21 protein-coding genes and 2 tRNA genes are annotated in these 16,698 nt (G+C 64.1%); 11 read left to right on the forward strand and 12 right to left on the reverse strand.

Annotated elements, in window-relative coordinates; all coding sequences use genetic code 11:
* Positions 1 to 75: 75 nt before the first annotated feature.
* The 5 genes from JN302_RS24975 to JN302_RS24995 form a co-directional block, all read right to left on the reverse strand.
* Complete coding sequence (locus JN302_RS24975) at positions 76 to 780, reverse strand: PopZ family protein (protein WP_202329505.1); 705 nt, start codon at positions 778 to 780, stop codon at positions 76 to 78.
* Positions 781 to 1,094: 314 nt separating this feature from the next.
* Positions 1,095 to 2,477: a TolC family outer membrane protein gene (locus tag JN302_RS24980; RefSeq protein ID WP_202329506.1), complete on the reverse strand. Its 1,383-nt coding sequence runs from the start codon at positions 2,475 to 2,477 to the stop codon at positions 1,095 to 1,097.
* 166 nt (positions 2,478 to 2,643) lie between these two features.
* The gene (locus JN302_RS24985; protein WP_202329507.1) at positions 2,644 to 3,318 is read right to left on the reverse strand and encodes a protein-L-isoaspartate O-methyltransferase family protein; all 675 of its coding nucleotides are present in this window, start codon (positions 3,316 to 3,318) and stop codon (positions 2,644 to 2,646) included.
* A 74-nt stretch (positions 3,319 to 3,392) separates the two neighbouring features.
* Positions 3,393 to 3,466, reverse strand: a tRNA-Cys gene (locus JN302_RS24990).
* 506 nt (positions 3,467 to 3,972) lie between these two features.
* Complete coding sequence (locus tag JN302_RS24995; RefSeq protein ID WP_244742076.1) at positions 3,973 to 4,239, reverse strand: PGPGW domain-containing protein; 267 nt, start codon at positions 4,237 to 4,239, stop codon at positions 3,973 to 3,975.
* A 246-nt stretch (positions 4,240 to 4,485) separates the two neighbouring features.
* Between JN302_RS24995 and JN302_RS25000 the strand changes: the two genes are divergently transcribed.
* Positions 4,486 to 4,560: transfer RNA gene (locus JN302_RS25000), tRNA-Asn, on the forward strand.
* A 137-nt stretch (positions 4,561 to 4,697) separates the two neighbouring features.
* Here the strand turns inward: JN302_RS25000 and JN302_RS25005 are convergent.
* The gene (locus tag JN302_RS25005) at positions 4,698 to 5,261 is read right to left on the reverse strand and encodes a TetR/AcrR family transcriptional regulator (protein ID WP_342215864.1); all 564 of its coding nucleotides are present in this window, start codon (positions 5,259 to 5,261) and stop codon (positions 4,698 to 4,700) included.
* Between the two features lie 163 nt (positions 5,262 to 5,424).
* Between JN302_RS25005 and JN302_RS25010 the strand changes: the two genes are divergently transcribed.
* The 3 genes from JN302_RS25010 (at position 5,425) to JN302_RS25020 (ending at position 7,467) form a co-directional block, all read left to right on the forward strand.
* Entirely contained in the window at positions 5,425 to 6,333 is a 909-nt protein-coding gene (locus JN302_RS25010; RefSeq protein WP_202329508.1) for an aldehyde dehydrogenase family protein, read from the forward strand.
* A gap of 131 nt (positions 6,334 to 6,464) precedes the next feature.
* Entirely contained in the window at positions 6,465 to 6,968 is a 504-nt protein-coding gene (locus tag JN302_RS25015) for an aldehyde dehydrogenase family protein (protein ID WP_244846697.1), read from the forward strand.
* A gap of 40 nt (positions 6,969 to 7,008) precedes the next feature.
* The gene (locus JN302_RS25020) at positions 7,009 to 7,467 is read left to right on the forward strand and encodes a GFA family protein (protein WP_202329509.1); all 459 of its coding nucleotides are present in this window, start codon (positions 7,009 to 7,011) and stop codon (positions 7,465 to 7,467) included.
* A 42-nt stretch (positions 7,468 to 7,509) separates the two neighbouring features.
* On the opposite strand, the gene JN302_RS39825 is transcribed toward JN302_RS25020, so the two are convergent.
* The gene (locus tag JN302_RS39825) at positions 7,510 to 7,923 is read right to left on the reverse strand and encodes a type IV toxin-antitoxin system AbiEi family antitoxin domain-containing protein (protein ID WP_342215994.1); all 414 of its coding nucleotides are present in this window, start codon (positions 7,921 to 7,923) and stop codon (positions 7,510 to 7,512) included.
* A 264-nt stretch (positions 7,924 to 8,187) separates the two neighbouring features.
* A complete protein-coding gene (locus JN302_RS25030) occupies positions 8,188 to 8,901 on the reverse strand; it encodes a helix-turn-helix transcriptional regulator (protein ID WP_202329510.1) in 714 nt (237 codons plus the stop codon).
* Between the two features lie 72 nt (positions 8,902 to 8,973).
* Here JN302_RS25030 and JN302_RS25035 point away from each other — a divergent pair, with 72 nt between their 5' ends.
* Positions 8,974 to 9,432: a YybH family protein gene (locus tag JN302_RS25035; protein WP_202329511.1), complete on the forward strand. Its 459-nt coding sequence runs from the start codon at positions 8,974 to 8,976 to the stop codon at positions 9,430 to 9,432.
* Positions 9,433 to 9,606: 174 nt separating this feature from the next.
* Here the strand turns inward: JN302_RS25035 and JN302_RS25040 are convergent, their stop codons facing one another.
* From JN302_RS25040 to crcB, 3 genes are read right to left on the reverse strand one after another with little or no spacing between them, the layout of a single operon-like run.
* Positions 9,607 to 9,945, reverse strand: coding sequence for a DUF190 domain-containing protein (locus tag JN302_RS25040; protein ID WP_202306627.1), 339 nt, complete (start codon positions 9,943 to 9,945; stop codon positions 9,607 to 9,609).
* 53 nt (positions 9,946 to 9,998) lie between these two features.
* Complete coding sequence (locus tag JN302_RS25045) at positions 9,999 to 10,544, reverse strand: CrcB family protein (protein WP_342215865.1); 546 nt, start codon at positions 10,542 to 10,544, stop codon at positions 9,999 to 10,001.
* Positions 10,541 to 10,948 (reverse strand): fluoride efflux transporter CrcB, encoded by a 408-nt coding sequence (gene crcB, locus JN302_RS25050; RefSeq protein ID WP_202329512.1) that lies wholly within the window; start codon positions 10,946 to 10,948, stop codon positions 10,541 to 10,543. Before crcB ends, JN302_RS25045 begins: the two co-directional genes overlap by 4 nt.
* Positions 10,949 to 11,414: 466 nt before the next feature.
* On the opposite strand from crcB, the gene JN302_RS25055 reads away from it, so the two are divergent.
* From JN302_RS25055 to JN302_RS25080, 6 genes are all read left to right on the forward strand, one after another.
* Complete coding sequence (locus JN302_RS25055) at positions 11,415 to 11,798, forward strand: DUF2946 family protein (protein WP_202329513.1); 384 nt, start codon at positions 11,415 to 11,417, stop codon at positions 11,796 to 11,798.
* Positions 11,799 to 11,840: 42 nt separating this feature from the next.
* The gene (locus JN302_RS25060) at positions 11,841 to 12,449 is read left to right on the forward strand and encodes a copper chaperone PCu(A)C (RefSeq protein ID WP_244845888.1); all 609 of its coding nucleotides are present in this window, start codon (positions 11,841 to 11,843) and stop codon (positions 12,447 to 12,449) included.
* On the forward strand, positions 12,442 to 13,056 hold the full coding sequence (locus JN302_RS25065; RefSeq protein ID WP_244845890.1) for an SCO family protein: 615 nt from the start codon (positions 12,442 to 12,444) through the stop codon (positions 13,054 to 13,056). The genes JN302_RS25060 and JN302_RS25065 overlap by 8 nt, the downstream gene beginning before the upstream one ends.
* A gap of 160 nt (positions 13,057 to 13,216) precedes the next feature.
* Positions 13,217 to 13,747: a YcnI family copper-binding membrane protein gene (locus tag JN302_RS25070; protein WP_202329514.1), complete on the forward strand. Its 531-nt coding sequence runs from the start codon at positions 13,217 to 13,219 to the stop codon at positions 13,745 to 13,747.
* Positions 13,748 to 13,801: 54 nt separating this feature from the next.
* A complete protein-coding gene (locus JN302_RS25075; protein ID WP_202329515.1) occupies positions 13,802 to 15,406 on the forward strand; it encodes a copper resistance CopC/CopD family protein in 1,605 nt (534 codons plus the stop codon).
* 197 nt (positions 15,407 to 15,603) lie between these two features.
* On the forward strand, positions 15,604 to 16,299 hold the full coding sequence (locus JN302_RS25080; protein ID WP_202329516.1) for a DUF2161 domain-containing phosphodiesterase: 696 nt from the start codon (positions 15,604 to 15,606) through the stop codon (positions 16,297 to 16,299).
* Positions 16,300 to 16,477: 178 nt separating this feature from the next.
* Here JN302_RS25080 and JN302_RS25085 read toward each other — a convergent pair whose 3' ends face one another.
* Positions 16,478 to 16,684 (reverse strand): hypothetical protein, encoded by a 207-nt coding sequence (locus JN302_RS25085; RefSeq protein ID WP_202315347.1) that lies wholly within the window; start codon positions 16,682 to 16,684, stop codon positions 16,478 to 16,480.
* Between the last annotated feature and the right edge of the window lie 14 nt (positions 16,685 to 16,698).

Genomic DNA, 16,698 nt, shown 5'->3' on the forward strand with positions numbered 1-16,698 from the left:
ACGCGCGATTGCCAAAACCCGCCTAGCCCGGGGGAACGGCTGACCGGGCGAAGCCAGAGAAGCGGAGATCGCTGATTATCCGCCGCGGGCGACGCGCTCGATTTCTTCGCGTACGAGGCGCTCAACGAGCGTCGGCAGGTTGTTGTCCAGCCAATCCTGCAGCATCGGCCGCAGCATCTCCTCCGCCATCTCGTCGAAGCTCTTGCGGCGGCTGGCGGCAAAGGCCTCGGACAATTCGCCGAAAGCAGCGGCCACCTGTCGGCCGGCCTGCTCCGAGATGATCGCCGGTCGCGCCACCGGCGGAGCCGGAGGTTCGGCGGCCTCCGGCTGCGGCGTGGCAGCCGCGGGCTTCACCGCCTCCGGAAGCGGAACGGCCTCCGGAAGAGTGTCTTCGACATCAGCCTGAATCTCGTCCTGAAAGGGCTCAAGGGGCGGCCTCACCTCCGCGAGGGCAGCCGGTCGCGCGCTTTCGCCGGCGGCATAGAGAGGCTTGAGGTCCGGCGCGGCTTCCGGCGCCGATGCCACGGCGGGCTGCGCCTCGTCCTTCACTTCGGACTGCCGCGGATCATGGTCGCGATCGATCCTGCCCCGCAATTCGGCGCGGAAGGCGTCGACCTCGATGACAGCGGCCTCGTTGCGCTCACTCGCCACGTCGTAGCGCCCCTGCAGGTCCGCCTCGACGGGCTTACGGCCCTGATCGCTGTCCTCGATGATCCGCCGGATCGATGCGAGGATCTCTTCCATCGAAGGTTCGCGTTGCGCGCTGCTTGCCTGTGCCATCGTCACATTCGCCACCCTGGCGGCCTGCCGCAGCCGCCGCATGCTGGAAAAAACGGTTCCGAATCAACTGGTAGCGTAGCGGAGCACGGGCCGCGATAGAATCCCTCAAGGGGTCGTGCAGGCGCTTTCACACAACTATGTGACCGCCCGGCGCTCTCAAGGCGCGTCGCGATCTATCGGATTCGCTTTGCGCGCTTGAGGTGTTCATGCATGTCCCTGGCCCCGAAGCGGTTCCCACTCTTGGGAGACGTGCTTTATTTGCTCTTACGCATGTCTTCGTCCCGAAACCGGTTCCCACTTTCGGGAGACATGCCTTAACGGCCGTCGGGAGTCCTCAGGCCGAACCATTTGTCCTTGACGGCGTTGTAGTGCTCGTCAGGCTTGTACTCGACGACGTTCAGGCCGACGCGGCCGGCAGAGAGCCGTCCGACCGCGGACAGGATGGCATAGCTCGCCACCACCACATCGCGCTCGGACGACACGAGGTTTATCTGCGCGGTGATCACGTCGGCCTGCGCGTTGAGCACGTCGAGCGTCGTGCGCTGCCCCACATTGCGCTCCTCGATGACGCCGTTCAAGGCGAGCTTGGCCGCGGAGACCTCGTCGCGATTGGCGGCCACCGCCTCCTGGGCAGCGATGAACTGGGCCCAGGCCGAAGCGACCGCTGCACGCACCTGGTCGCGCGTCACGTCGACCTCGATGCGCGCCTCGCCGAGTTGCTCCTTCGACTGCCGAACCTGTGCCGCCACGCGTCCGCCCTGATAGAGCGGAATGGACAGCGTTGCGCCGATCGTCGCCGAATCGCTTTGTCCGTCCGACGAGCCGAAGATCGAGACCGCAGCCGGCGAAGTCGAGCGGTTCGTGCGCGAAAGCCCGGCCGACGCCGACAGTTGCGGCAGCAGTTGCCCCTCGGTCGACTTCACGACGAAATTCTGGGCATCGACGAGATGTTCGGTCGCAAGGATCGCCGGATGCTGCACGGCTGCAATCGAGATCGCCTCGTCAACGTTCTTGGGCAGTCCCTTGGCAGCGGCCGGCGACGCCAGCTTGCCCGGCGTCTCGCCGATCACCCGCCGATAGACGGCCTCCACGGAAAGCACATTCGCACGCGCCGAGGCGAGTTGGGCAACGGCCGATGAGCGGCTGGCCTCTGCCTGGGCGACGTCGGTACGCGTTCCCTCACCCACCTCGAAGCGCGACTTGGCCGCACGAACCTGCTCCTCGAGGAACTGGAGGTTCTGTTGGCGCAGTACCGCGACCTGACGGTCGCGGATGACATCCATGAACGCCGCCGCTGCATTGAAGAGCACCGTCTGCTCCGTGTTGCGCAACCTTTCGTCGGAAGCGCGCACCTGGGCCTCAGCGGCCCGCACATTGTTCCTTGTCTGGAAACCGTCGAAAAGCCTCTGCTGGATCTCGATGCCGAAGCTGCCGACAGTGAGCCGCTGCGAGTTTAGAACACCGCTCTCCGAAGTGTGCGTGACCGACGACGTCCCTGCGATGATCGGACGATAACCGGACTTGGCGATGGCCACGCCTTCGTCGGTTACGCGCACGCCGGCGCGCGCCGCGTTCATCTCCGCATTGTTCTGATACGCCTTGGCCATCGCACCGGTCAGCGTTTCGGCGGATGCCGGAGACAGGGCCGTCGTTGCCAGAATGGCTGCCGCAAATAAACCTTTGCGCAATATTCTCACGATAAACCCCTCATCCAATTGACGGTAGCCGGCCCGGCCACCGCCTTCAACGCAGACACGTCGATCTCACGCCGCCAATTTCCGTCAAGGTCCCCGACGGTGAATCAGCACTGATCGCCGGAACGCAGCGCATCACGGTTACGAGCCGACCGCAAGCGAATCGCGCTCAAAATTCGAACGCCGGGGCCTTTTCGAATCCCGGTAGTGGCTTTACTGCCGCATTGAACCCCCTGCGGCCAGTGACGATTCCGTTATCCTTGGGATAGATCCTGGCCACGCCGGCATTGCCGGTTCCTTCCACTGCGACCAGCCTGCCGCCCTCCTTCAACTGCCCGAACAACGCCGACGGGATCTCGCCCACGGCCCCCTCGACGATAATGACATCGTACGGAGCCTCACCAGCAAAACCCTCGGCGAGCGGCCCCTGAACCACCGCCACATTGTCGAAGCCGAGGGCGGCGAGGGTCGAACCGGCACGCTCGGCAAGCGCGGAATCGCTTTCGAGCGCGATCACCGAACTCGCCAGCCGCGACAGGACGGCCGCCGAATAGCCGGTGCCGCATCCGATGTCGAGCACCACGTCGCCCGGGCGGACGTCGGCGAGCTGTACGAGCTTCGCAAAGGGCGACGGTTCCATGAGATAGCGTGGCGCGCGCTCGTCCGTGGCCGGCGCGATCTCCAGATCCTCGTCGATATAGGCGAGCACCTGATGCTTCTGGTCGACGAAAGCTTCCCTGGGCACGGAGCCCATAGCATCAAGCAGAGCCGCATTGGTCACGTCGGTCGTACGCAACTGGCCGTCGACCATCTTCGCGCGCTGTTCGGAAAAATCGGCGTTCATGTCCAATCGCCCCGCCTTTCAACGCGCTTCCGTGCGTATCATTCCGGGTAGAACATGCTGCGAGCTGAAGAGATTGGAGGCCTCGCCCGGAATCGAACCGGGGTGCAAGGATTTGCAGTCCTCTGCGTAACCACTCCGCCACGAGGCCTCGCCGCTGCCGGCGTTCTACGCGGCTTCAATAGGTTGCCGGGTTTTTAGCGTCAAGTGATGGAGTTCCATTCCGGACGAATTCCCACGGTCATTCAGAACGAAGGGCACAAAAAGCCGTCCGCTGTGGCCCAGCCGCCGCACTTAATCGCGCCTCTATCGATCGAACGAGCTATCGAGGAGGTCCAAACGCAGGATGAGTTGTTGGCGCGGGGCACCGGAGGAATCATGGATCCGATGCTGCCGCTCTATCCGCAGCATCGGATCCATCCTGAAACCGCTGCCCACTTTCAGCTCCGATGCCGTGCGCCCTGGCGAGATTCGCAAACGGGCTAGGACGCCGTATCTGCCCTGAAGAACCGCAGCGCTGCAAGGTCCGCGGCGGCGCGCGGCCAGAGTGGGGTGCCGCCGCAGCCGGGCCGCAGGATTGACCACCCGCAGATCCAGGCGGCGATTCGGGTTTGCATTGACAGGAAGCCGAACGAATCGACGCCGACTGCGATCGCCCTAAGGATGCGAGCCCGAGGTACCGGAGCCGCGCCTGCCATTGCCGCCGGCAGCCCGGTTGCGCGCTTTTCGTCGTTCCCACCGGACGATCAGTCGCCGTCGCAGGCGCCGCACGATATGGAATTCATAGGAAAGGATGAGCAGTCCCAGGGGGATCATCCAGAAGCCGAGCACCGGCAGAAACCCCAGGAAGCCGAGGAACACGAGAATCGTCCCGATGGCCACCCTCAGGGGGCGCGATTTCGGCAGTTCGTAGTCACGTCCCATGAGCGACAGTTTCGGCGGACGCGGCGACGATTCCGGATTGTCCTTCAGAGCCTTTTCTCCCGAACTCCCTGTGGCGAAGCGGCACGGTTGGGCGGCGCTTCTGCCAAGAACCCGCATATGATGCCCCCTGCCCGCCATTGCGAGAGCCCGGTCGTCAAAAAACCGTCGAAAAAAATGCGATTGGTTCTTTGCAAACGCGAAACGGGTTTGCTATAGGCAGCCACGTTTCGACGCGAGCCCTATCGTTCCCCGGTAGCTCAGCGGTAGAGCAACCGGCTGTTAACCGGTTGGTCGCTGGTTCGAATCCGGCCCGGGGAGCCATTTGCCTTTCTACGCTATCGCACGCTAGAACCTGCCGCAGCCCGCTATGGCGGCGTTGCTGAGGGATTGTACGGGGCACCCTGCTCACGGCGGATCCGGCGCATCGTGGGTGTCGCGCGGAAGCGGCGCTACTACCTTTATGGCTGGACCGGCGCGCCCAGGCCTTCCAACAGCGTCCCGAGCGCGCTTTCCAGCGGTGCCGAACCGACCTTTTCAGGCAGCAGCAATCCGTCGATGGCCAGCATCGTCAGGCCGTGGATCATCGACCAGCATGCCGCCGCCTGGCCATGCACTTCTCGGACGCGGAAAGTCCCGTTTGCCTGCCCCCGCCCGAGCAGGTCGATCACCAAGTTGAAAACCCCCATCGCCTTTTCGCTGAGATGGACATCGTCGGTGTTGCTGCCTTCGGCGCCGAACATCAGGCGATAAAGCGCGGGGTTTTCGGTGCCGAACCTAACATAGGCCTGCGCCACCGGCAGAACCTGCTGCTGAGGGGCGGCACCCGCTTCCATTCCCGCCTGCACCATCGAGTCGCGAAGCCGGTCGAACCCGATCATCGCCAGCTCGGCCAGCAGTGCGGCCTTGTCGGCGAAATGTTTGTAGGGCGCGCCATGGCTGACGCCCGCCCGTCGCGCGATCTCGCGCAGCGTGAACTGCCAGTTACGCTCCTCCCGCAACACCTGCATCGCAGTGTCGATCACGGCCTGCCGCAAGGCGCCATGGTGGTATGGCCGCTCTCCGACATTCGTTTTCGACATCACGATGAGACCCTCCGATGGTTCTCGTGCAAACAGGTGTTGACAGTGTCTACTTCGATGCATAACCAAGAGCAAGAGTTTCCTGTGTCTACATCGGAGTTTTCCCGTGAACGCAATCGCCAACGCCCATCCGCCGGAAAGCCCGGCCGACCTGCTTGCCCTTCAGCGCGCGGCCTTCCGCCGCGACGGCGCGCCGTCGCTCGCCGACCGGCGATCCGACCTTTCGCGGCTCAGGGCGACGTTGATCGCGAACCGCAGCAAGATCGAGACGGCGATCAACGCCGATTTCGGCCACCGCTCGCGGCACGAAACGAGCATCATGGAACTGGCGGGCCTCATCGGCGGCATCGACTATCTCCACAGCCGCCTGCCTCGTATGATGCGCCCGGAAAAGCGGCACGTCGCGATCCACATGCGCGCCGGATCGGCCCGGGTCGAGTACCAGCCGCTGGGCGTCGTCGGGGTGATGGCGCCCTGGAACTACCCGGTCGTCCTAGCGCTAATGCCGCTCGTGACCGCGATCGCAGCGGGGAACCGCGTCATGCTGAAGCCTTCGGAATTCACGCCGAAGATCAACGCAGTGCTCGAGGAAATTCTGGGCACCGTTTTCCCGATCGATCAGGTCGCGGTCGTCAACGGCGACGCCTCGGTCGGCGCGACGTTCTCCGCGCTGCCCTTCGATCACCTGATCTTCACCGGCAGCACGCCCGACAGCCGCGTGCGCCACCACTACGTCAGGGCCGCCGTCAAGGTTCGGCAGTATCCGGACGGCCGGCTCGCCATCTTCCACGGACCGCGCCGCATCGGCCGTTACGATGCACAAGGCCGGGAGATCGGCGAGCCGATCGCACCCATGCTGCCCCCGTGCTCGACGCCGTCAAGGCGTGGCCTGGAAACGCCGCGGCCGACACCGCCGTCAGCGCGGCGGCCAGCCTTGACCGCGTCTCGACACGGGGCCGGGGCCGCACCGGACAGGGCCCCCACGCCCATCAGCGCCGAACCCGGGCTGCCCTGATCCGCCAACCCGGCCCCGGGTGTCCGTCCGCTTTCACCCGGATCCGCCGTCAACCCAAAGCGGACAAGTGACGTGCTACAAAAACCGGACAACTTGAAAAGCTACCGACACTCGCACGACTGGCGGGACTGCTGGCGGACGCGCGTGACAAGGGGGCGACCGTCCGCGAGGTCGGCCATGGGGGTCGGAGTGCGCACCCGCGCGCGATGCGGCCGACGATGGTCCTCGGTGTCACCGACGACATGACGATCGCGCACGAGGAAATCTTCGGCCCGATCCTGCCAATCTTCACCTACCGGTCGATCGAGGAGGCGATTGCCTTCGTCAACGCACGGCCACGCCCGCTGGCGCTCTACTATTACGGCCGCGACAAGGCGGCGCAGCGCAAGGTGCTCGATGGCACGGTTTCCGGCAACGTCACCATCAACGGCACGACCATGCACATCGCACAGGACGACCTGCCATTCGGTGGCGTCGGCGCCAGCGGCATCGGCGCCTATCACGGCATCGAGGGCTTCCGCCGGCTAAGCCATGCCAAGGGCATCTACGAACAGGGGCGTTGGAACGCCACGACGTTGTTGCACGCGCCTTTCGGCAAGGTGGCCGACCGAATCCTCGGCTTCGTGCTGCGCTGAACGCGGCAACATCCCAACCTTTTTATCAGAGTCAGAAACCATGGCCCATCACAACCACCCGCATCTTCACGGCAGCTGTTCCTGCGGCACCTTCTCTTTCGAGACACGCAAGGCCCCGGTTGCGCGCTTTGTTTGCCACTGCCTGTTCTGCGAGGCCTTCACCGGAGAGGCCTTCTCCGATGTGTCGGTGCTGATGTCGCACCAGATCGACATGAAGGGGCGGGAAGCGCTCAGCTTCAAGAAATATCGGTTGCCGCCCAACCTCAATCGCGGCCGCTGCAGGACATGCGGCAAGCCCGCCATGGAGACGATGGGCGCAAGACCGCTGCAATTGGTGTTCATACCCTCGGCGAATTTCGCCGAACAAAACCTGCTCCCGCCGGTCCGCCTGCATGTGTTCTATAACCGGCGAGTGGCCGACGTCGCGGACGATCTGCCGAAATACGAACGTTACTGGCCAAGTCAGTTTTCCATTACTAAAACAATCCTGGGCTTCTAAAGAGCCCTGCCCAATCCGCAAGAAAACCGCAATGAACGACAGCTATGCTGCCTCAGGCTCTGCCGCGCGATAGCGGCCATAGCCAATCTTCACGAGTAGCCCCTCATCGCACATCCGGGATAGATAGCAACGAGGAATGCCAATCGCCGTCAACTCGGCGGTTCTCACCTCGCCCCGCTCTCGCGCCAGCGCAACGGCGCGATCCCGGAGCGACGGCGGCGGCCCGCCCGCAAGGCGTAGTGCTTCTGCGCGGTCCCGGTCACGTTTTCGCACTTGCTGCGGTTGTGGCGCATCCTGGCGTAACGCTATGGCGAATTCGTATTTCTCGGTTTCATCGACCTCGGGGAGCCACCGCCTGTCGGTTCGGCGACGGGGACTTACCCGCAGAAGCCGAGCCGGCTGGCCAAGACCCGGCCCTTTCGGTTGGCAGGCCGAACACGCGAATGCTTGATCCACGTCAAAATGGCGCAAGGGATTCGGGCTTCACCCGATGCCCCGCCGCAGGGTGCCGGCAATCATGCTCAGCCTCGGCAGGCGCGACCGTCTCAGGATGAAGAAGCAGACTCAGGATGAAGAAGCAGATTTCGCCGCCGGCCGGCGTGGCTGTCCGGCGTCAAGTCGTGCATCGAGCAGCCCCTTGAGCAGCGACGCGACAAAGTCTTTGACCGACTTTGACGAGCAAGCCCTCGCAGCATTTCGACAGGCCGTTCAAGGTCCAGTTCAAGCCTGGCTTGCAAGATTCCAGGGCGGTCGCAGGAAGGTATCGTTGCCTTCCCGGGCCAGGCAGTCGGCAAAGCGTTTGCCGCGTTCATGTCGGAAACGTTCGCCGATATCGCGCAGGGCGCCGATGCGGTCCACGCGCAAATGCCGGAAGTCGCGAGCTGTTTCGCACCAGACCGTCAGTAGCCAGACCGTGTCGAAAACAGTGAGGCCGAGCGGGAGCGCGCGCCGGGTGGACGGCTTTCCCGAAAGGCTCGCATAGTCGATTTCCAGCACCTTTCGTCGTCGGATCGCGTCGCGCAGCGCCTCCAGGTGAGGCGGATTGGCGGCATCGCTCGGCCCCGCCTCGAAGGGGCTGTCCAGGAAGACCCGGCGCGTCTCCTCGCCGACGGCTGATGCGATCTTGGCCGCCGCACGCCGGGCCGCCTCGGACATAAGCGGGTCGGTCCGCGCGGCGACGAGGCGCACGCCCAGAGCGAGCGCCGACAGTTCTTCCTCGTCAAATCGCAGCGACGGCATGAAGTAGCCCGCATCCATGACGTAGCCGACGCCACCTTCGCCGCGAATGGGCGCCCCCATCGCCTGCAGATCGGCAATGTCACGGTAGAGGGTGCGCAGCGACACGCCCATGTCCTGCGCCAGCATTCGCGCCGGGACCGGCACACGGCGAATCCGAAGCTCGTCGAGAAGCTGGAAGAGACGGAAGAGCCGCATCCGAACGCCACTGCCGTTTTTTGACGCTGTCTCAATCTAGCATCGAGACATCGAAGGGAGAAAGAGCCCGATATGCAGATCGTCAAGTCAGCGGCGCTCGCAGCCGCATTGTTCGCCACCCCCGACGCAGCCCACGCACAGGAGACCCCGATGAGCGACGAGACCAGAGTATTGGCTACCATAGACGCGATGACCTCAGCTTTCGCGGCCGGCGACATCGACAAGATCATGTCGACCTATGCCCCGGCCGCCGTCGTCGTCGGCGAACCGGGCCGGCCGGTAACGGGCGATGTCGGGTTGCGGGCGATGTTCGCCGACTTCATCGAGTCCGGCGTCGCGTTTACCTATGGCGCCCACGAGGTTGTGCTGGCCGCAGACACGGCATTGCATCTGATGAAGTGGACCGCACCGGGACCGGACGGCAAGGAGACGACCGCCCTCTCGGTCGCGGTGCTGCGACGCCAGCCGGATGGCGGATGGAAGATGGTCATCGACCACCCGTTCGGCGACGGCGTCCTGCACGCGCCATGAACAGCCACCCCGCGCCAGCGCAACGGCGCGCTCCAACCGCCGCCCCATCGACCCATCGGTATCGGGTCTAGCCTGCAGCGCGAAGCGTGAACAGGATTCAGGCGACGCGCTGCAGGTCCTTTGTTGAGCGGATGTCATTTGTTCGAAGCTGCTGCGTGCATTCGCGAGATTGCCTCAGGTCCCGCTTGAACCGTACTGCAGCACCTGCACCTTTTCGAGCGTCACCAGCCCGCTCGACATGATGCCTTCGAGCACCGGAAGGAAGGCGTTGATCTTCTCCTCGCTGTCGACGATCTCGACGACCAGGGGCAAGTCCTCCGACAACCGCAGAATCTTGGTCGTGTGCAGCCGGCTGGATTGCCCGAAGCCCATTCCGCCGCGCATGACCGTGGCGCCTGCAAGCTGCATTTCGCGAGCCCTGAGCACGATGGATTCGTAAAGCGGGCGACCGTCGTCGCGGTCATCCTCGCCGATGAATATCCGCAGAAGCATGGCCTGGCGTGGTATCTGCATGACGTTGTTCCTCATGGAACGGCGGATGCGCCGACGGAACCGGCGCTGCCGCCCTACCGGTTCGATCGGGCATCGGATTTTCCCGAAGCCGGTACCCACTTTCGGGTTTGATGCTCCAGGCGATTGAGGCGCAAGGCAAGAGCGTGCCCGACCCAGACCGCTGCCAGCCAGGTGACGACGGAGATGCCGATATAGAGCCCGGCATGCGCGAACCTGCCGGCCTGCAGCGACTGAAAGGTTTCCAGGCTGAAGATCGAGAATGTGGTGAAGCCGCCGCAGATGCCGCTCATCACGAACTGGCGCTGGTACATACCGGCGAAGGCGCGCCCGCCCGGCCCTGCGATCGTCGCGTAGAAGCCGATGACGAAAGAGCCGACGAGGTTGACGAACAAGGTGCCCCACGGGAAACCCGGGCCGAACCAGGCCAGCGCAGCCAGCGAGGCAAGCGCCCGCAAGACGCTGCCGATGATCGAACCGAACGACACGGCGGCGTAAAGAAGCAGCCTTTCGCGGTGCCGTCTCGCAGGCTTCGGCGAGGCCATCCTCGTCGGCCGGACGATCTGGTCTTTGTCGGAACGTGCCTCCTCCGGTTCACTCATGCAGGGCCAGCCCCAAGGCTGAAGGCACCGATGCCGAAACCGAGCGCGACGGCCGAGAGGCAAAGAAAGAGGGAGAGCGCCACATTGCCGCCGGCCTTCAGAATCTGGCCGTCGCGGACCAGCGCCATCGTCTGGAGGCTGAACGAGGAAACGGTCGTGTAGGCACCCAGGAATCCGGTTGCGCCAAGATGCCAGGCGGACGGCATCGGCAGAAGCCCATCGATGGACGCGGCCGCTGCGACAAATCCGATGACAAAGGCGCCGCTGACATTGACCACCATCGTGCCCCAGGGAAAGGTCTCGCCGACATGCCGGCCGACCACACCCGAGACGAAGTACCGCGATGGCCCGCCGAGCGCGCTGCCGAGCGCCACCCACATCAGCGCATGAAGAACGTCCTGCATTTCCTTGTCGATCCATCCGCGAGTTCGGTCGCCGCAGCGAACTGGCCGTCCTTCCAGATCGATGCCACCGGGCAGCATGTGGAGGCCGCCGATCGCGATTCCCGGTGACGCGCATATCATCGTAGCAGGCATGATCGTTTGCCAAAAAGAGCACAAAGCGCCGTTGCGTTCCACTTCCCCACTCCGAGCGGCATCGGTTGGAGGCGCGCTGGCCTGGGGCTGATGCTGGAATTCGAATTCCCGGCTCCGCCGGGTTGGAGACCTCCGCAGCCGAAACAGATGCTCCTGGACCCGCTGCCGCATTCGGAACGAAGGCCGGCACGACAAGGGCTGGTCCACGAACATCGTGCTGATGGAACGTCAGCGGCGCCGACATCTCAAGACCCAATTGTCGCAGGCGAGCACGGCGTCTTCCCTGTCCTTCGGTTCGGCTGCTAAGAATCCGTCCTGAGAGGAAAAGCAGATCTTGTTCGAGTTGGGGCAAAGACCGCGCTGGTGGATCGCGTTTGTAGCAGGCTTCGTGCTCGTGCTGCAGGCGTTCGCCGCCGGATGGGCGGCCGGTGCGATGCCATCCGGGCCGCAACTCGATGCGTTCGGCAATCCCCTTTGCATCACCAGCATCGACCACGACGATGGTGACTCCACTGGCGACCACTCGAAGTTGCCGAACTGCTGCACTTTCGGATGCAGCTTCGCCTCTTTCACGGTCGCCGCGCCGTCGGGCGACGGCTTCGCGTTGCTGCGGCCGCTGTCGCACCCTGACGTTTTCCACAACACCCGCCCCGGTGCCCGGGCCGAAGCTCCTGATCACGATCCCGGCAGTCCCCGCGCTCCTCCGCTGACGATCTGATTCGACCGGCGCCCCGCGCCGATTATCCGTCAGATTCGGTCCGTGCCGCCCTACGTGCATCGGACGCTTGGAGCAAATCTCATGCACAGTTCCTTTCGCGACGCCGTGCGCGTCGCTCTCAACACCTATCCGGTTTCCCGCTTTCGATCCGTCGAGGAGCGGTTCGGCATCGTCGGATTCACGCTGATGCTCCTGTTCGCGATGTGCCAGCCATTGCTGGCGCATGAGTACAAGATAGGCGAGATCGAAATCGTCCGTCCGTGGTCGCGCGCGACCCCTGAAGGAGCGAAGGTCGCCGCCGGCTATGCCGTAATCAAGAACAACGGTGCAACGCCTGACCGGCTCGTCTCGGTGACCGGCGTCATTGCCGGCAAGGCGGAAATCCATGAAATGGCGGTCGACACGAAGGGAGTGATGACCATGCGCCCGCTGGTGGACGGTCTGGAAATTCCGGCCGGCGGCACCGTCGAGCTCAAGCCTGGCTCGTTCCACATCATGTTCCTGAACTTGCAGCAGGCAGCGAAGGAAGGCGCGGCGTTCAGGGGGGCGTTGACCTTCGCGAAGGCTGGCACAGTGGACGTCGAATTCACAGTACAAGGCATGGGTGAAAGCGGGGGCCATGACAAGAGTCATGGCGGCCACGGTGGCTGAGGCAACCGCCTTGAGGCGCCGGGCCGTTTCGTCCGCAATCCTGGCAGGCGTTGCTCTTGTTACGTTTGCCGCAGCCTATGCCTCATATCTGCTTGGACGGGACGCAGAGCCGACGGTCACGATCGGCGGGCCGTTCGCTCTGACGACGCATTCCGGCGCGACGCTTTCCGATACCGACCTCAGGGGCAAGCCGTTCGCGGTCTTCTTCGGCTTCACCCACTGCCCCGAAGTGTGTCCGACGACGCTCTGGGAATTGTCGGAGGCGCTGAAGGCCCTCGGGCTGGAGGCCGACAGGCTCCAGATGCTCTTCATTTCGGTCGATCCGGAGCGCGATACGCCGGAGTTTCTGGCCCGCTACCTGGAGTCGTTCGATCCGCGCATCGTCGGACTGACGGGGACCGAGGCGGAACTCGCAGCGGTGGGCAGGGCCTACCGCGCCTATTGGGAAAAGATCCCGACCGGGAACGGCGACTACACGATGAACCATACGGCATCGATCTTCCTGATGGATGCCAAAGGCGCGTTCGCGGGCACCATCGCCTACGAGGAGAAGGCCGAGGTCAGGGTGGAGAAGCTGAGGCGTCTGATCGCGGGCGGCTCGGCATGACGTTCGCCGTCTCGATACCCGAAACACGTTGGCCGGTAACGCCTCGCCAAATCACCGAAGCCGAGCCGGATGCGCAACCCGCCCGGACAAGACGGGCGGCTGGTCGGCCGGTCACAGAAACCTCGCCGGAGGGTTGCCGGCATCAAAAGGAGAAACTTCAATGCTCAAGAAAGTCATGATTGCTGTGGCAGGGATGGGAATGGCAGTGACGCCGGCCTTTGCCCATGTGACGCTCGAAAAGGGCGAAGCCGCCCTCGGCTCGACTTACAAGGCGGTCTTCCGCGTGCCTCACGGATGCGAAGGCGCGCCGACCAATGTCGTACGCATACAGATCCCCGAAGGCGTGATCTCGGTAAAGCCCATGCCCAAGGCCGGCTGGACCCTGGAAAAGGTGAAGGGCAAATACGAGAAGACTTACGACTACTACGGCACGCCCACCAGCGAAGGCGTCAAGGAAATCATCTGGAAGGGCGGTAACCTCGCTGACGACGAATATGACGAGTTCGTCCTGCGCGGCACCCTGGCCGGCGACTTCAAGGTTGGAGAAATGCTCTATTTTCCGGTCGTGCAGGAATGCCCGGACGGCAAGGCCGAGCGCTGGATCGAGGTTCCGGCAGCGGGTCAGACGAGCGACGATCTCGAGCAGCCTGCGCCGGGCATAAAGATCCTGGAAAAGACGGGCGGTCATTGATCGAGGGGTTCCCGGCGGCGGCTATGCCGTCGCCGGGCACTCCGGAAACATCTCATGGCCGATCAATTGAATCCGGTGGTTTCCTCATTGCGGTCTGCCTTCGTAGCGGCCGTTCTTCTACTTGCCTTGGCGACGGAAGCATGGGCGCATGCGTCGCTCAACGCGACGGAGCCGACCGACGGCTCGGTCCTCGAAAGCGCGCCAACCTCCTACAGCCTGACATTCTCGGAACCGGTTTCTCCGCTTGCGCTGAAGCTGATCCGGCCGGATGGCTCCGCGACCGCGCTTGACCGCTTCTCGCTCAAGGGGAACCTGCTGGAAATCGACGCTCCGGGCGACCTCGGTCGCGGCACGCATGTGTTCTCCTGGCGGGTGGTTTCCGAGGACGGTCATCCGATCGGCGGATCGGTGGTTTTCTCGATCGGCGGGGCCAGCGCGAACGCGCCGCTTATCGAGGAACATATAGACTGGACGGTACGCACCGGCCTCTGGCTCTCGAAGATCGGCCTTTATGTCGGATTGTTTCTGGGTGTCGGGGGCTTCTTCGCCGTCCGCATGCTCATGCCTGGAATCGGCCGGGGCCGGACGTCGATGGCCATGGCGCTGGCGATCGGGACGCTCGGAGCGGTCGTATCGATCGGATTCCAGGGACTGGATGCGCTTGGCGCACCGGCTGCACGTCTTGCCGAGCCGACCATCTGGTCAGCCGGCTTCGGCACCAGCCATGGCCGGACCGTCCTTGCCGCCATTGCCGCCTTCGCAGCCGTTGCGCTTGGCCTTGTATGGCGACGCTTGCAGAACATCCTCGCCACTGTCGGCTTGCTTGCCGGCGGCATCGCGCTTGCGCTGAGCGGCCATGCGAGCGCCGCCGCGCCGCAATGGCTGATGCGGCCGGCGATTTTCCTGCACGCATCAGCGATCGCGGTCTGGATCGGCGCGCTGATTCCGCTCGGTCTGGCGCTGCGCCATCGCGATCCCGCAGCCATATGTTCGCTGCGACGCTTCTCCCGCTTCGTTCCGTATGCTGTCTGCGCCCTCCTGGCGGCGGGCATCGTCCTGGCGGTCGTGCAGGTGGAGCAGCCGAGGGCCTTTATCGAAACCACCTATGGACAGGTATTCCTCGTCAAACTCGCACTGATGGCCGGCCTCTTCCTGCTGGCGGCAGTCAACCGCTGGTCCTGGACCGGTCCCGCGGTGTCGGGTGATGTGGCGGCAACACGCCGGCTGACAAGGTCGATCGCCGTCGAGACCCTGATCGTGCTCCTTATCTTCGGGGCTGCGGCCGCATGGCGCTTCACGCCGCCGCCGCGGACCCTTGCGGCGGCAGCCGCGGAGCCCGCTTCCATTCACATCCATACCGCCAAGGTGATGGCCGATCTGACGATCACGCCGGGCCGGGCTGGGCCGGTGGACGTAGCCGCCGTCATCACGACCGGTGACTTCGGAGGGCTGGACGCGAAGGAAGTGACTTTCGTGTTTGCTAATCCGACTGCCGGGATAGAACAGTTCAAGCGCCAAGCCGAACAGTCGGCCGATGGGACCTGGCGCGCCGAGGGAGTCGTGCTGCCCCTGGCCGGCCAGTGGACGGTTCGGATCGACGTACTGATCAGCGATTTCGATCTGGCGAGATTGGACGGCCAAGTCAATATCCGACGGTAATCGCCGTGTCGGCGGAGACAACGAGACGAGGAGTGAAACAATGAATTCTCTTGCGAAGATCGCATCTGCCCCACCTGCGCACGCGAACATCCAGCATCCTACTCGAGCAAAAGCAGGAACCACGGGCCGTCTCGACTTGTCTTCGCTGAAGAACAGGCCGAAATGCCCTTGAATGCGTGCGAGGCGAGTCGACAGGATTGGAAACCAAGCTCTATCTTCCGGTGAAACGCTTCCTCGAGGCGGCTGGCTATACGGTGAAGGGCGAAGTCGCCAATTGCGACGTGGTCGGGCTCAGCGAGGGCGAGCCGCCTGTCGTCGTGGTTTGCGAACTCAAGTTGCGCTTCAATCTCGAACTGGTCCTGCAGGCCGTCGACAGGGCCGCCGCGAGCGACGAGATCTGGCTGGCCGCCCGCGTTTCCGCAAAAGAAAAGGGGCGAGGCAGCGATCGCCGTTTTCGCGACCTCTGCCGTCGTCTGGGGTTCGGCATGCTGGCGGTGTCCGACAGCGGCACCGTCTACGTTATTGTCGGCCCGACGGCCCCGATGCCGCGCAAGAACGCCAGGCGCCGCTCACGGCTTGTCGAGGAGCATCGCCGCCGCAGAGGCGACCCGACCGAGGGAGGAGGGTCGAAAACGCCGATCATGACGGCTTACCGGCAACGCGCCCTCGCCTGCGCGGACGCGCTGCGTAACGGGCACCTGCGCCCGCGCGACCTGCGCGCAGTGGCGCCGGATGCAGCCAGGATCCTGCTCACCAACGTCTATGGCTGGTTCGAACGCGTCGACCGCGGCGTGTACGGGCTCACGGATCATGGTGTCGAAGCGCTGCGGCGCTGGCGGCCGGTCGGTGCAGACGTCTCCCCTTCCGGGACCGTGACGGACGGCGGCGAATAGCTTCGAGGCGTCGGCAGTGGAAAAGGATTGCTGGCGGATTGAGCGGCGGCGAGAGAAGACCTTGGCCTGGCAAAGTCCTTGACCGCCGACATGCAGGTGCCGACAAGCACCAATCGCTTTCCCTGGCCTTTGTCCCGAGAGCCAAGCGGTGCCGAGCGCCGCAAGGAAGCTTTCGGAGCTACCGGCAGGACGCCAGGTACACTTCCACCCAGAACTGCGCCATCTGGCGGTCCTGGGTGCGCTCGCTCACCAATGCCCGAGTGAGCGCCTCGGCGGGAGCCTGGTCGCTGTAAATATTCTGGAGATTGAGCACGGCCGCCCGGACGGCCCCGGAATCGCCCGATGTGGCCGGCACCCTGTCGGGCCCGTCTTCCCTTGCACCCATCAAAGCCTCTCGAC

It is taken from the genome of Mesorhizobium sp. L-8-3 (genome assembly GCF_016756615.1).
Classification (GTDB): domain Bacteria; phylum Pseudomonadota; class Alphaproteobacteria; order Rhizobiales; family Rhizobiaceae.